The sequence below is a fragment of the Oceanobacillus sojae genome (assembly GCF_900162665.1).
GTDB lineage: Bacteria > Bacillota > Bacilli > Bacillales > Amphibacillaceae > Oceanobacillus > Oceanobacillus sojae_A.
Window position 1 is genome coordinate 363634 of the sequence record NZ_LT727810.1, and the last position, 14015, is coordinate 377648.

General features: G+C 39.8%; 12 protein-coding genes. 7 read left to right on the forward strand and 5 right to left on the reverse strand.

Going from position 1 to position 14015, the window contains the following annotated elements; all coding sequences use genetic code 11:
- Positions 1-14 precede the first annotated feature (14 nt).
- On the forward strand, positions 15-1535 hold the full coding sequence (locus tag BN1068_RS05455) for a TcaA 3rd/4th domain-containing protein (RefSeq protein WP_175637087.1): 1521 nt from the start codon (positions 15-17) through the stop codon (positions 1533-1535).
- A 192-nt stretch (positions 1536-1727) separates the two neighbouring features.
- On the forward strand, positions 1728-2627 hold the full coding sequence (gene purU / locus BN1068_RS05460) for a formyltetrahydrofolate deformylase (RefSeq protein ID WP_139344745.1): 900 nt from the start codon (positions 1728-1730) through the stop codon (positions 2625-2627).
- Positions 2628-2689: 62 nt separating this feature from the next.
- On the opposite strand, the gene BN1068_RS05465 is transcribed toward purU, so the two are convergent.
- Positions 2690-4105 carry an alanine/glycine:cation symporter family protein gene (locus BN1068_RS05465; RefSeq protein WP_077601817.1) on the reverse strand — a complete coding sequence of 472 codons (1416 nt, stop codon included), beginning with the start codon at positions 4103-4105 and terminating at the stop codon, positions 2690-2692.
- 208 nt (positions 4106-4313) lie between these two features.
- Positions 4314-5711 (reverse strand): MocR-like pyridoxine biosynthesis transcription factor PdxR, encoded by a 1398-nt coding sequence (locus BN1068_RS05470; protein WP_077601818.1) that lies wholly within the window; start codon positions 5709-5711, stop codon positions 4314-4316.
- Positions 5712-5825: 114 nt separating this feature from the next.
- Between BN1068_RS05470 and pdxS the strand changes: the two genes are divergently transcribed.
- Both pdxS and pdxT read left to right on the forward strand, forming a co-directional pair.
- Positions 5826-6716: a pyridoxal 5'-phosphate synthase lyase subunit PdxS gene (pdxS, locus tag BN1068_RS05475; protein WP_077601819.1), complete on the forward strand. Its 891-nt coding sequence runs from the start codon at positions 5826-5828 to the stop codon at positions 6714-6716.
- 34 nt (positions 6717-6750) lie between these two features.
- Positions 6751-7350: a pyridoxal 5'-phosphate synthase glutaminase subunit PdxT gene (pdxT, locus tag BN1068_RS05480; RefSeq protein WP_077601820.1), complete on the forward strand. Its 600-nt coding sequence runs from the start codon at positions 6751-6753 to the stop codon at positions 7348-7350.
- Between the two features lie 853 nt (positions 7351-8203).
- On the opposite strand, the gene BN1068_RS05485 is transcribed toward pdxT, so the two are convergent.
- Genes BN1068_RS05485 through coaW form a run of 3 tightly spaced genes read right to left on the reverse strand, consistent with a single transcriptional unit; the run spans position 8204 to position 10474 of the window.
- Positions 8204-8473 carry a DUF3006 domain-containing protein gene (locus BN1068_RS05485; RefSeq protein WP_077601821.1) on the reverse strand — a complete coding sequence of 90 codons (270 nt, stop codon included), beginning with the start codon at positions 8471-8473 and terminating at the stop codon, positions 8204-8206.
- Positions 8474-8485: 12 nt separating this feature from the next.
- Entirely contained in the window at positions 8486-9652 is a 1167-nt protein-coding gene (locus BN1068_RS05490; protein ID WP_254846713.1) for an MBL fold metallo-hydrolase, read from the reverse strand.
- 30 nt (positions 9653-9682) lie between these two features.
- Complete coding sequence (coaW, locus tag BN1068_RS05495) at positions 9683-10474, reverse strand: type II pantothenate kinase (protein WP_077601822.1); 792 nt, start codon at positions 10472-10474, stop codon at positions 9683-9685.
- 249 nt (positions 10475-10723) lie between these two features.
- Here coaW and BN1068_RS05500 point away from each other — a divergent pair, with 249 nt between their 5' ends.
- From BN1068_RS05500 to BN1068_RS05510, 3 genes are all read left to right on the forward strand, one after another.
- Positions 10724-11347 (forward strand): 5-bromo-4-chloroindolyl phosphate hydrolysis family protein, encoded by a 624-nt coding sequence (locus BN1068_RS05500; protein WP_077601823.1) that lies wholly within the window; start codon positions 10724-10726, stop codon positions 11345-11347.
- Between the two features lie 13 nt (positions 11348-11360).
- Positions 11361-12524 carry a toxic anion resistance protein gene (locus tag BN1068_RS05505; RefSeq protein ID WP_077601824.1) on the forward strand — a complete coding sequence of 388 codons (1164 nt, stop codon included), beginning with the start codon at positions 11361-11363 and terminating at the stop codon, positions 12522-12524.
- A 483-nt stretch (positions 12525-13007) separates the two neighbouring features.
- Positions 13008-13826, forward strand: coding sequence for a purine-nucleoside phosphorylase (locus BN1068_RS05510; RefSeq protein WP_077601825.1), 819 nt, complete (start codon positions 13008-13010; stop codon positions 13824-13826).
- The last annotated feature ends 189 nt before the right edge of the window (positions 13827-14015 follow it).

The window sequence follows — 14015 nt, forward strand, 5'->3', positions numbered from 1 at the left end:
AGGGAGAGAATGAATTGAGCAATTTTTGTAAAGAATGTGGGCATCCCATTTCAGAAGGAGCTATGTTTTGTAAGAATTGTGGAGCAAAGGTAAATAAAATTCTTTCAGAAAATGAATCTCAAAAAGAACATGCAGCAACAAATAATCAGACAGAACCACAAGTGACAGTATCGCAGAATAAGTCAGAAAATTCAACACATCATGGGCAAGAGCCGCCAAAAGAAAAGAAGCCATTATCTAAAAAGCAGAAATTGATTTTTAGTCTGGTAGGAGTCTTAGCAATTGCCGGGATTGGATTCTATGTTTGGGGTAATTCGTATTATGCTGAAGAAAAGGTTGTTGAAAGATTTGTAGAAGCTTTAGTAGAACAGGATGAAGATGAGTTACATAGTCTTGTACGTATGAATGGAAATGAAATTTCTGCGGAAGAGACAAAAGCATTAGCACAGCTTGCAGGAGAAAATCATAGAAATGTAAATATTAACGAGAACCGTCCAGAAAGAATAATATCTGATAATACGCTTTTTTCTGTAGAAGAAGCAGATGAAAAAGGGATGCTCTTCTTTACACAGTATATTATCGAAATGGAGCCGCAATACGTATCTATCAGCTCGGAGGTAGAGGATGTTCAAACAACCTTTAATGGAAAAGAATTCGATATCAGTGAACAAAACAGCTATTCCATAGAATACGGACCAATTGCACCGGGAGCCTATGAAACAGTAAGTAAGATAAGTACAGATTTTGGAGATTTAGAAAAGGAACAGACAATGGTTCTGGCAGATTACTATAATTCAGCCTCTTTGGAATTTGATGTATCAGAGGTTACTATTTATCCGAATCTGGAGACTAATTTACCGTATGATGAAATCACCTTTACAATAGACGGCCAGCCGGTAGAAATTGATCTTACAGAATACTCTGTTGATATTGGCCCTATATTGACAGATGGCTCATTAACATTGGAAACAAGTGTTGAAACACCGTGGGGAGCAATGGAAATGGATCCCGTTGCCATTGATGACCGGTTCGTTGATGTAAATATTGATTTCTTTAATGATACAATTAAAGAAGATATGGCTGACTCCATTGTCCAGTTTGCTGAAGAATATATTGCAGCTGTGGCGAGTCATGATACTTCGAACATGGAATATGCATCAGACTACGTAAAGGATGAAATGGAATTTGATTTTGAATATTTATCAGATGAGCTTTATTTTGAAGGAAGCTTAGATGAAATTGGTATCAGCTTTGCAGATTTAGAGGAAACGTACACGTACAGTGATGATGGTCCTAATTTCGAAGTGCCGGTGGAACTGTATGTGACAGGTGCATTGGAAGAGGGAGCTGACAAGGAAGAAGGTGCTCTGCCATTCCTGCTTGAAATCAGATACCAGGATGATAAGTGGATAGCTGAAAGATTATATGATTCCAGCTATACTACAGCAACAGAGTTCGAAATATATGATGGGGCCGGAGAAGTATATGAAGCCTCAGGTTCAGGCAGTGATGACGATGAAGAAGATGAAGAATAAAATGTAAAGTATAATATAGCTGGAGAATATCTGAATGGATGTTCTCCAGCTTTTGGTATATTTGATGAGAAAACCGCTTGAAAAGGATATTAGAGGATACTGATTGAAGACAACCAAAAAATACTTGACCTGACAGCTGTTTATCAGCTAATCTATACTCTACGAATAATAATGAAGCGAGGAAGTCAGACAGTGAATATGTATACAGATAAACGGGCGGATTTTTTTAAAGACCGTTATGAAAATAGAGCAAGATTAATTATTAAATGTCCTGATCAGCCGGGCATTGTCTCTGCAATTTCTACGTTTTTATGGAATGAGCAGGCAAATATTGTTTCATCGAACCAATTTACAGTAAATCCCAAAGGCGGCGAGTTCTTTATGCGCCTGGACTTTGAATATCAGCCGGGAACTGATGTGGAAAAGCTGAAAAAAGAATTCCGGGAGGTCGCAGGACGCTTTCAAATGGAATGGCGCTTGAGCCTGATTCATGAGCTGAAAAATATGGCTATTTTTGTCTCGAAAGAGCCGCATTGCTTATTAGAGCTTCTGTGGGAATGGCAAAGCGGTGACTTAATGGCAAATATTCCAGTGGTTATCAGTAATCATGAAAATGCACGGGAAATGGTTGAGGCATTAGGAATTGATTTTTATCATCTGCCGATTACAAAAGAAACAAAACAAGAGATAGAGGCGAAGCAAAAAGAAATTCTAGAGGACTATGACATTGACCTGATTATTCTTGCAAGATACATGCAAATCCTTTCGCCGGCATTTGTTGAAGTATTTAAAAACAGAATTATTAATATCCATCATTCTTTCCTGCCCGCTTTTATCGGAGCAAAGCCGTATGAACGTGCTTTTGAAAGAGGCGTGAAAATGATTGGTGCAACCTCCCATTACGTAACGAATGATTTAGATGAGGGACCAATTATTGAGCAGGGAACAGAGCCGGTCAGCCATGAGCACAATGTCGATGATTTGAAGAAGATTGGACAGTCCATTGAACGCAGGGTGCTGGCACAGGCTGTTAAATGGCATTTAGAAGATCGTATTATTGTATATGGGAATAAAACAATTGTATTTGAATAAAACAAAGAGATGGAACCAATAAACTGGATTCCATCTCTTTGTTTTAAATAAGACTTGAGTAATTAATTCTTTTCTGTTTCCCGTTCCCAGCATTCAATACCGGTCTGGTCATCCAGGGTATCTTTATAGAAAACAGGGTCTTTTCCTTCTTTCCGCTGTTTCATGTAATCCTTTAATAAAATATTGGCTTTTTTAAACAAGACAGAAATAGCAAACAGGTTGATCAATGCCAGCAAGGCCATGGTTACATCCGCTAAAGACCAGACTAAGCCAAAGGAAGCTAACGTTCCAAATACAACCATCACAAGTGCTGCAATGCGGTAAATAAACAGGATTGTCTTAGAATTTTTAATATAGGCAAGATTATTTTCACCATAATAATAATTTCCAAGAATGGAACTGAAGGCAAACAGGAAAATGGCAATAGCTATAAAAACACCCGCCCAATCTCCGAGCATCTGGGTAAAGGCTGTTTGTGTCAAGGCAATCCCGTCTTCTTCACTTCCGGCAAAGCCGCCAGCTGACAAAATAATTAATCCGGTAGCCGAGCAAACTAAAATAGTATCAAAAAATACACCTAAAGCCTGAACAAGCCCCTGTTTGACCGGATGACTTACCTCTGCAGTTGCTGCTGCATTTGGTGCAGCACCCATTCCAGCCTCGTTAGAGAACAGCCCGCGTTTAATCCCCAGCATGATAGCTGCTCCGAAGCCGCCGCCGGCGACTTCACGAATTCCGAATGCATTCTCAAAAATAAGAACAAACATATCTGGGATAACTGTAATATTTAAAGCTAATACGACAAGTGCCAGGCCGATATAAATGATTGCCATAAAAGGAACAATAATTTGCGAGACATTTGCAATACTTTTTAAGCCGCCAAAGATAACGATGGCCACAAAAACGGTCAAAACAGCTGCAATCCAGACGGGATTAATATCGAACTGTGAACTGAATGCAATACTGATTGTGTTTGATTGAACAGAGTTAAAAACGAGCCCGTACGTAAAAGTAATCATCACCGCAAAGACAATACCGAGCCAGCGCTTTTTCATTCCTTTTTCAATATAATAAGCTGGTCCTCCGCGATATTGGTTGTTATCTTTTTCTTTGTAGAGCTGTGCTAATGTACTTTCAACAAACCCGGAAGCGGCGCCAAGTAAAGCAATCAGCCACATCCAGAATAATGCGCCTGGTCCGCCGAGTGCCACTGCTGACGCAACCCCGGCCATATTACCGGTACCGACACGGGAAGCTGCACTGATCGCAAATGCCTGGAAAGAGCTGGTCCCTTTTTTACCGGAAGCGTCGTAGGATTGTTTATCAGTAACAGCGCGAAACATTTCCGGGAGCAGACGAAACTGAACAAACCCGGTTCGAATTGTAAAATAAAGACCTAAACCTATTAAGACAATAATTAAAATGTACGACCAAAGAAAATCATTAATATGACCTATAATCGATTCGAGAATACCCATGAACTTCATCCTTTTCATTAAAATAATTGAATTCATTCCGCTGTGCTGATTTCCATTAAATGCAGGGAGAGTTAAATGCAGACAGGTTATTGTCACAATACCCTGTTTGGCTGGAGAACAAACCATATATACAGTCAGAAACAGCAGCAGAAAAGAAGACAGTTAATCATTGCTCTATTTAAAGAGAGCAATTTATTATAGCATAAAATTACTGCTGGAAAATTCCGATGATACGCTGCACTGCTTCTTCAAGCTTTTCCTCCTTCATTCCCGCAAATCCAATTACAAATTGCGGGTAGGAGACAACAGCAGTTTTAGAGGCATAATAGGAAATTGGATAAAGCTTGATTCTTTGCTGTCTGGCCCTCTTCATTATCTCTTCTTCGGTTAACCCGTTCCGTACCTCACAGACGACATGGAGTCCGGATTGCTCTCCCAGAAGCTGAATGGAAGGCTTATAAGCTTCAAAAAGCTGCTGTACAAATTCAAATTTTTTTCTGTATATTTTTCGCATCCGATTTAAATGCTTTTCAAAATAACCATCCTGGATAAAGCGGGCCAGTACATGCTGGTCGATTCGGGAAACCGTGGAATGGTAAAAAGCGAGTCTGCTGCGATACTGCTCCAGTAATTTTTTCGGCAGAATCATATAGCTGATCCGCAAAGAAGGAATTAACGATTTGGAAAAGGAGCCTAAATAGATCACCCGATCATTGAAATCCATTTTTTTCATAGGAGGAATGGTTTTTCCTACATATCGAAATTCACTGTCATAATCATCCTCAATGATGAAACGGTCCTCTGCTTCATTTACCCATTGCAACAGCTGATTACGCCGGTTGATGGAGGTAACTGTCCCATATGGGAAATGATTAGAAGGAGTTACATAGATGTAATCAGGCTCCAGGAGACGGACTGCTTCAATAGAAACCCCATCTTCACTCATATCCAAGGCTCGTCCCAAAAAACCAAAATGGGTGATTAATTTCACCATTAACTGATAGCCGGGATCTTCAATTCCAAATACAGTGGAGCCGGGCAGTAAAGAAAGAAGCTGCTGCATTAAAACTTCAATTCCAGCTCCAACAACAATCGTATCTGGATCACAGTTAATACCGCGCGCATGATACACATAATGTGCAATAGCTTCACGCAGCTCTTTATCTCCCCGGGAATCACCAAGTAAGAGTAAATCATGATGTGCTTCATCAAGCACTTGTCTGTTCAGACGTCTCCATGCGGAAAAAGGAAATGCTTCGGTATCAATTTTATTTGGAGAAAAATCAAATAAAATGGAAGGTGCTTTCTCAAGTGTAGAAGCCTCTTTTTTACCTGGATGCTCCACAAACTCTAAATCACCATGCGCCAGTACATAAAAACCTTTCCTTGGCCGGGATGTAATATAACCTTCTGCAACAAGCTGTTCAAAAGCTGTTTCTACGGTATTTTGACTGACTTCTAAATGATTGGCAAGCTTTCGTTTTGAAGGCAGCTTTTGTCCGTAAGGAAGCCGCTCCTCTACAATTTCCCGCTTAATAAATTCGTAAAGCTGTTCGTATAAAGGTGTACTTATTGTTTCATCTAAATGGACAGATAATAAATCCATTTTCTCCCTCCTTTAAAACTGACCTCATTAAAATATATAAAATTGGCACTTTCATTCATGTCATATTATTTTTATAATAATAAAAAAACAATAAAGAAGCCAGGGGGAAATAACATGACAGATCGAGTTACAGGAACAGAACGTGTAAAAAGAGGTATGGCACAGATGCAAAAAGGCGGCGTCATTATGGATGTTGTCAACAAGGAACAGGCAAAAATCGCAGAAGAAGCTGGTGCTGTTGCCGTTATGGCATTGGAAAAGGTTCCATCTGATATTCGGGCTGCCGGCGGCGTGGCAAGAATGGCAGATGTCAGTATTGTCGAGGAAGTAATGGAAGCTGTATCTATTCCGGTTATGGCCAAGGTGCGTATTGGTCATATTGTGGAAGCACGTATTTTAGAATCACTTGGTGTGGATTATATCGATGAAAGTGAAGTACTGACTCCGGCGGATGATTTATTCCATCTGGATAAAAAGCCATTCACAGTTCCATTTGTATGCGGATGCCGTGATTTAGGAGAAGCTGCCCGCCGGATTGGCGAAGGTGCGTCTATGCTGCGTACAAAAGGAGAGCCTGGAACAGGAAATATTGTCGAAGCAGTGCGTCATTTACGTGAGGTACAATCACAGGTAAGAAGAATTGTACATATGAACGAGGATGAGCTGATGACAGAAGCTAAAAATCTTGGTGCTCCATTTGAAATTTTACTGCAGATTAAGGAAGCAGGCAGACTGCCAGTGGTAAATTTTGCGGCAGGCGGTGTAGCAACTCCGGCAGATGCGGCACTTATGATGGAATTAGGAGCAGATGGTGTTTTTGTCGGATCTGGTATCTTTAAATCAAAAAATCCTGAGAAGTTCGCCCGCTCCATTGTGGAAGCAACAACGTATTATCAGGACTACCAAAAAATCGGCGAGCTTTCTAAGGATTTAGGCGAAGCGATGAAAGGTATTGATATGAAAACGTTAAGACCAGAAGACAGGATGCAGGATCGCAGTTTCTAATTAAGGGATATGGAAGGATAAAGAGGTGAACAGCATGGATGGAAACAAGTACAGAGTCGGGATTTTAAGCATGCAGGGCGCAACAGAAGAACATGCCAGTCAACTGCGTAATTTAGGACATGAGCCGATTCTTATTAAAAATAAAGAAATGCTGAAAAATGCAGATGCATTAATTATACCGGGCGGGGAAAGTACAGCTATCTGGCGTTTAATGAAGAAAAATGATCTCATTGAAGCTATTCAGCACTTTGCCCAATTAAAAAAGCCGATTTTTGGAACCTGTGCAGGTCTCGTGCTTCTTGGGAAAGGCCAAGTGGAGACAGAACATCCTGTAAACTTGGGGCTGATGGATATCCAGGTGAAAAGAAACGGGTTTGGCAGACAAAAAGACAGCTTCGAAGCCAATTTAGATGTAAAAGGAATGAAGGAAGCTTATCCGGCAGTATTTATCCGTGCGCCATATATTGAATCGGCTGGGGAACATGTCGATGTTTTAGCTGCCTATGAAGGGAAAATCGTGGCTGCCAGAGAAGATAATTTACTAGTAGCGGCTTTTCATCCGGAACTGACTGATGACAACCGTTTCCTGGAATTATTTCTTTCGATGGTGGAGGAGAAAGTAATAGCTGTTTAATTTAAATAAGTCAACTTTAGCATCTAAGAATAACCATATAAACCTTGCTGTTCTAGGATGTTCATGGTCTCTATTATCATGCTTGCTTTTAGTTAACTCATCTTCTTATTTTTTGAACAGGTTATTGTGTACAGCATCCGCTCCGGCCAACCACTCCGCTTTCCATGGGGACGGCTTCAGCTAACTTGAAAAGAAACCCGCTTTTCAAGTGGATCTTCAGCTCGCCCTGTTCCCATAGGAGTCTACGCGGTTGGCCTGCGCTCTAATAGGATTCTACAGCGTATGGAAGAAATAATATCCTGATGAAGTTAGATGAAATCATCGTTTTAGCCTAAATAAACAATCATGCTGGTGTTTCAAATGGTTTTTAACAGTTCAAATCATGACAGCATGAATAATTCATATCGAGAATAGCTTTTATGCACCAAAAATAAGGATCTCTGAGCATGTTTTACCATGGAACACGAAAATTTGTTCAGTTATTTCAGTATAGAATATCCTGCTAGCGGAGGCGGACCGTTTTGACTCCTGAGGGATTAGCACCATCTGAAGATCCACTTTTGCCAAGTGATCTTCTTGGCAAAAGTTAGCTGAAGAGCGTGCCCCTAGGAAAGCAAAACGGTCCGCCGTAGCGGTCGCTTTACACTTTACCTTCTATCTTTGTCAACAGATATATGGAAGAAATGATCAACCCCTGTTCCTGTGGATAGGAAGTTACTTTTTAAAGTGCGAAAGTTGAGTAAATAATAAAATACGAATTAAAAAAAACTGAACAAAAGCCGCTAATACCAGCATTTGTTCAGTTTTTTTACTTTGCTTCGCCGTGAGATTGGTTATTATTTTAGCATTACAGCTATTTTCTTTTTTTCAACCTGCTGCTTTTTTTTCGTTTCAATAAAGCCTCGCGAAGGTCACTTGATTTTTGTTTATTCTCCTCGTCTGCCTCCTCATCAAGTGTAATCTTTGGATGTGTGTTTTCTTCTGACTCATCAATACGCACAACGGATTTCACTATACAATCTGCAGGAAGTTCACTGGTTGGGATGAGAATTTCCCGATTCTCTGCTTCCACTAAAATAACTGCCAGTTCTCCTTCAAACCGATCAATGATACCTTTCATCATTTTCCAACTCCTTTAAAAGTCACAAATCAAATCCTCGGATTTTATATCTGCAATTCGGCTTGGACCAAGGCCACCAATAACCTCCAATTCATCTAAACTGTCGAAAGGACGTTTATCTATTATTTGGTCTGCACGCTCGTCACCAATATGAATAATTTCAGTTAATTCCTCTCTAGATGCATTATTGATATTGATACAGCTTTTGTCTTTACCTTCTTCGCTGGGGGCGGAAGATACTCCGGAAGCATCCTGGTCTTCTTCCGCTTCTGTAGCTGAAGTTTGATTATCTTCCGCTCCATCCGGCTGTGAAACAGTAATATCCTCGCTCATTTCTGTCTCAATAGAATAGGCTTTTCCATCTGTCGTTACAACAATGGTTCCATCTCTGTCAGTGCCATACCAGTCGATATTCTCCTCATCTAATAAATCAATAACCTCCGGGCTTGGATGACCATAAGCGTTGTCTTCACCAGCACTGTAAATCGCAATCTGCGGCTGAACAGCATCCAAGAAGTCCGGGTCTGTAGAAGTTTTAGAGCCATGATGACCTAAATGTAAAAAGGTGCTGCCGAGATGTGAAGAGTTCATCATCTCTTTTTCTTCCTTCACTCCCGCGTCTCCGGTCAGTATAAATGAAACCTGGTCATATGCTAAACGAATACTGACGGATTCTTCATTTACTTTTCCCGAGATATTTTCCGGGTACAATACTTCTAATTCAATTGGACCTAATTCATACGCTTCCCCGGCCCGAGGCTCATGATAACCAATATCCTGAGATAAGATTTTTTCCATAGCTGTTTGATATGTATTGGATGTACTTTCATTGCCGGACATCCAAACTTCCTCTACAGCAAAATGATCAAGGACCTTGGAAAGCTGGCCAATATGGTCGGCGTCCGGATGACTGATAATGACCAAATCAATGTCTGTAATTCCCTGCTCCTCTAAATAAGGTACTACTTCATTTCCCTGCCAGTCTCCTGTGTCAAAGAGGATAACAGCTTCTTCGTCTGCATCTTCCAAGGTGAACAAAGTGGCGTCACCCTGGCCAACGTCAATAAAATGCGCCTCGAAAGCACCATCCACTGTATTAGATTGTGCTGCTGAATCTGCCTCTGCCTGACAGCCAGCCAACATAAACAAAATGATAAAGCTAAAATAAATAATTTTTTTCAAATGTCATTCTCCTCGTACATGTAACTCTATTTATTCATTGTGATACAGTGCACCAATCGCACCAGCATGATTTCCTTTTTCTAAAAAAGTCAAGTTATAATCAAACATACTCTCAAAAGAAGCAATCACCTTTTTTAAGAGCGGATTTCCAGTTAACGAGCCGCCGATCATTACGATTTCTTTTGTTTCTAAGGAACTTGCTGTTAAACTGGAAAGCAATACAATCGTTTCCCCAATCAACTGGGTTAATGCTGCCATCTGATCTTCAACAGAAATCGATTTATCGAGCTGGTCCTTTCCAAAATTGGCAGCAGTCAAGGAAGCTTCGATAGGAGAGTTGCTGAATTGGTAAATATCCGAAACCATCAAATCACTTTTGGACCGGTCTCCTTTAGAAGCAATCTCGACCAGAGAATGATAATCAGATGTACCTGCAATAATTGCTCCAATGCCAGTAAACAATCCGCCTCCGACTCCTGTTCCTGATAAGCGGTTTGTTTTGTGAAAGAAAGAAGTGCCTGTACCAATATTCACCAAAAGATAATCTGTTTTAGGAAGCTTATTTTCTTCCAGCAGCAAATATTTTGTTCCCTCAATGACACACTCAAATTCCTTAAATATAGAAATTGATTTATTCGAGGCTCTCACCGCTTCGGCTCTGCCGCCTGTCACATGCAGAGCTGCTTCCGGTGCAATCATTTCCAGCCATTGAATCACTTCATCAACCTGTTTGGCAGAATAAGTCTTTAATCGAAGCCTGGCCTCTTCTTCATACGCAATTTTTATTAAAGATCCGCCTGCATCAATACCAATCCGTTTCATTAAAAACACCCTCCTCGAATATAAAACAGCTATTTCGTAAACATAGAGCATTAAAATAATTGTACCATTCCTTAGCATAAGAACATTCATTCCTATATTATCATAATTTTTAGCGTTTAGATAAATCAAGCTGATTTAAATAAAAAGAAATTGAAACTTTTAAAACAGTCATCCGTAATAGTATAATAAGAGAAAGAGTATAGACGAATATACTTAGGTAAGAATGATTAATCACTTAGGAGTGAGCGTATGCGGGCAATAATGCAATTTTTAATGCAGAGCTTTGTTGGTGCTGTCAGCCTGACAGCTATATGGCTTGTAAGCTTTTTTATATATGGACAGACTGTACTGTTAACTAGTCTTTTTGCTGCAATCGGCGGTGTATTGACTTATGCAGCTGCAAAACAAATCATGGATTATCGATTTGTCAGAAGTCAGGGATTAACCAAAAAAGAATATAAATTTATTGATACGAATTTAAAAGAAGCAAGAGGCAAGATAACACGCATGCAAAAAGCCTTATTCAAGGTACGATCCTTCCAGCATGCGCGGGAAAACTTAGCTATCGTCAGAACTGCACAAAAAATATATAACAACGCAAGAAAAGAACCGGTACGATTCTATCAGGCAGAGAGTTTTTTCTATAATCATTTAGACTCGCTTGTGGAATTATCAGAGCGTTATGCTTATCTTTCCAGCCAGCCCTCTCCATCTATTGAGATGCAAAAATCGTTAAAGGAAACAAGGCAGACACTGACAGCCTTCAGCCGGACGATAAAAAAGGATTTACAGGTTATGCTCAGAGATGATTTAGAAACGCTGGATTTTGAGCTGGATGTAGCAAAGCAGACGCTGCGCCGATCTAAAAAATAAGGAGGATATTTACATGACTGCAAAAGACCATTCTAATGATTCTATAAATGATTTATTAAATGACCCGTTTGGTGAAAGAACAGAGGTTTCTACGGATACTCCTAATCAGGATTTAGACAGTGCAAAGGCCCCCAGGCTTGTTGACAAGCTTCCAGAAGAACATCGTAAAAAAGCGGAGCAATTAGCATTACAAATTGATACAACAAACCAGCAGTCTTTAGTGAAATATGGTGTGGAAGCACAAGCAAAATTGCATCAATTTTCCCATGAAATGCTGGAGCATGTTCAAAAGCAGGATGTCAGCCAGATTGGTTCCATTCTGACGGAGCTGATGAAAAAGCTGGAGGATATTGATCCATCCGAATTGCAGGAAGAGAAAAACGGATTTTTATCCCGTTTATTTGGAAAACTGTCAAAGTCTGTTAATGAGGTGCTGTCACGTTATCAAAAAACAAGTTCCCAGATTGATCGTATCAGTGTACGTCTGGATCGAAATAAAGATTTACTTTTATCTGATAATGTTATGCTCGATAAACTATTTTCAACGAACCGGGATTATTATGATGCTTTAAACATTTATATTGCTGCCGGAGAATTAAAGGTAGAGGAAATTAATAATGATATTATCCCGCAGCTTCGTCAAAAAGCGGAAACAAGCGGGAACCAGATGGATGTACAGGAAGTAAATGATATGCTTCAATTTGTGGACCGGCTTGAAAAACGGACGCATGACCTTAAGCTGAGCCGCCAAATTACTATGCAAAGTGCTCCGCAGATCCGTCTCATTCAAAATACGAATCAGGCACTTGTTGAAAAAATCCAATCGTCTGTTTTAACGGCTATTCCGCTATGGAAAAACCAGGTAGCTATTGCTTTGACTCTCCTGAGGCAGCGTCATGCGATGGAAGCACAAAAGCAGGTATCTCAAACAACGAATGATTTGTTATTAAAAAATGCAGATATGCTGAAAGAAAATACAGTGGAAACCGCGAAAGAAAATGAACGCGGTCTTGTAGATATTGATACATTGAAGCAGACACAGGAAAAATTAATGTCTACTATTGAAGAAACTATACAAATTCAATCAGACGGGCGCAAGAAGCGGAATGAAGCTGAAAAAGAATTGATCAGCATGGAAGAGGAATTAAAAAATAAAATGCTGGAGTTTAAAGAATAAATAAATGTAAAGAAAACCAGGCGTGCAGCCTGGTTTTGTTCTTAAAAAATAAGTATATAAAAATGCTGAAGTCAGCCGCTGCAGCGGTTTTATATAGGGGGAGTAATCTTAGGTCCCAGAAATACACTACGCTTTCCGTGGGCTCTGAACTCATCTCCTCGATAAAGAAGACTTTGGGATTGGCAAGCTGACAGGCGCAGACAGAGGGAGAGTTTGGACTGGGGCTGCGGTTACTCGCCCATCAAAACCGCCGCACTTATGCCCTTGGGTGAAAAAAGAAGAGCACTTTTTTCTGATGGAAATAACAGTTTAATCGTTTGATTTTCGATTGACACCTTATATTCCATGACTTAACATAGATTATTGCATAGCAAATTGGTTTCGTATTGAATTGCAGAGAAATATAGAAATTATGTATAGTATAAAGAAGACAACATTTTTTAAAAGTATTCATAATAAAGCTGTTTCAAGGAGGAAATAAAAATGCACCAAACACATCAAATAAAAGAAGCAAGAGAATTTATTCAAAGTAAAACGGATCTGGTTCCAGAAATCGGCATTATCCTTGGTTCGGGATTGGGAGGTCTGGCAGATGAATTAGAAGACGCTGTGATAATTCCATACGAAGAAATTCCATATTTCTCAAAATCAGCTGCTGTTGGACATGCAAACCAGCTTGTTATTGGTACTCTGAATGGAAAGCGTATTGTAGCTATGAAAGGACGTTACCATTATTATGAAGGGTATTCACTGGATGAAGTGACTTTCCCGGTTCGTGTTATTCAAGCACTTGGCACAGATAAGCTTATTATTACCAATGCTTGTGGTGCTGTAAATAAAGAATTCAATCCCGGCGATTTAATGTTGATTACAGATCATATTAACTTAGCTGGAACGAATCCATTAATTGGTCCAAACAATGACGATTTAGGAACGCGTTTTCCGGATTCTTCTGAAGTATATAATCGTGAGCTTCGTAATCTGGCTAAAAATATTGCTGAAGAAAATAATATTAACCTGCAGGAAGGTGTGTATACCTGGTGGAGCGGTCCAGCTTATGAAACACCGGCAGAAATCCGTATGATTCGGGTACTTGGAGGAGACGCAGTTGGTATGTCTACAGTTCCTGAAGCACTTATCGCAGTGCATGGAGGTTTGAAAGTACTTGGGATCTCTTGCTTAACAAATATGGCGAGCGGTATTTTAGATCAGCCGTTAAGTCATGATGAAGTTATTGACGTTGCTGCACAATCCCGAAGTAAATTTGTTCAGCTTATTAAAGAAGTAATTCATCAGATATAAGTAAATTATATTATCTGTCATTAATAAGACTTCATTTAGCGGGAGAAGAGCGAAACTCCTGCTGAATGAAGTTTTGTTTATCTGATGAAATAAATAAAGTACATAACAGTACCAGGTATGTTAACGATTAGAAAAAAGACTTATCATGGAAGGAATGAAAAAGGGAAACGGCAACAGAGCTTTCCGGAA